Raw genomic sequence first — 817 nt, 5'->3', positions numbered from 1 at the left:
ACGTTAGGCACAATTAAATAACCGTGAAAAAAGAACCAACATTTATTGAATTTATAGAATATATATGCAATAGACCAAGTATGTATAGTTTGCAAGGTTCTTTTAATGAAACATCTGCGTTTATAACTGGATATTCTTATGCTAAAAAAACACCAATTAGTAGAGGAACTGTATTCAATAGATTTGTTTGTCTGAAAAACTCTTTCCCAACAAATTATGATTGGACTTACGTCATTAAAATTTGCTCTGAAAATGATGATGAAGGAATTACGAATATCAAAAATACAATTCTTGAATTTATAGAATTGTCAAACCGATTGAACGAAGAAGAATTAATACAATTTGCTATCAATAATGCTGATCTAAAAGAAGGTGAACCTGAAAAAGTATTTCGTGAATTCGATAATGCTTTATTATTTGGCAATAAAAAAATTATTCAATCCTTAATTTTGGAAAACGACAATGCTGATTTATTATGGAATGGAAAGTATCCAGATTCTGTTGCAGAGAAATTAAATGAATTATCGAATAATCAACCTATAAAAAGAATTAAGGAATCTGAAGATGGAAAATCGGTTGAAATAATTGCATCTGGTTGGCCATTTTCTATTGAACTGCTTTTAAAAAATGACAAGTGGAAAGTAAATGCTGATAAAATAATTGAATTAAGAACTGAAAATAACAGTGCCTAACAACGTGTATAATTAATTGCTCTTCTGTGCGTACTCGGAAAATCCTGCGGATTTTCCTCTGGTTCGTTTTCTTTTACTAATTTAGACCTAGCCAACGCAACTAACCATACACGAACACGTTAGGT

General features: G+C 30.2%; 1 protein-coding gene. It reads left to right on the top strand.

The features are described from left to right. Positions 1-23 precede the first annotated feature (23 nt). Entirely contained in the window at positions 24-692 is a 669-nt protein-coding gene (locus Q0893_RS19480; RefSeq protein WP_299278953.1) for a hypothetical protein, read from the top strand. Positions 693-817 lie beyond the last annotated feature (125 nt).

The organism is uncultured Psychroserpens sp., assembly GCF_947494225.1.
In the GTDB taxonomy this organism is placed as follows: Bacteria; Bacteroidota; Bacteroidia; order Flavobacteriales; family Flavobacteriaceae; genus Psychroserpens.
Note: the sequence above shows the minus strand (reverse complement) of the source record. Positions and strands in the feature narration are given on the sequence as shown.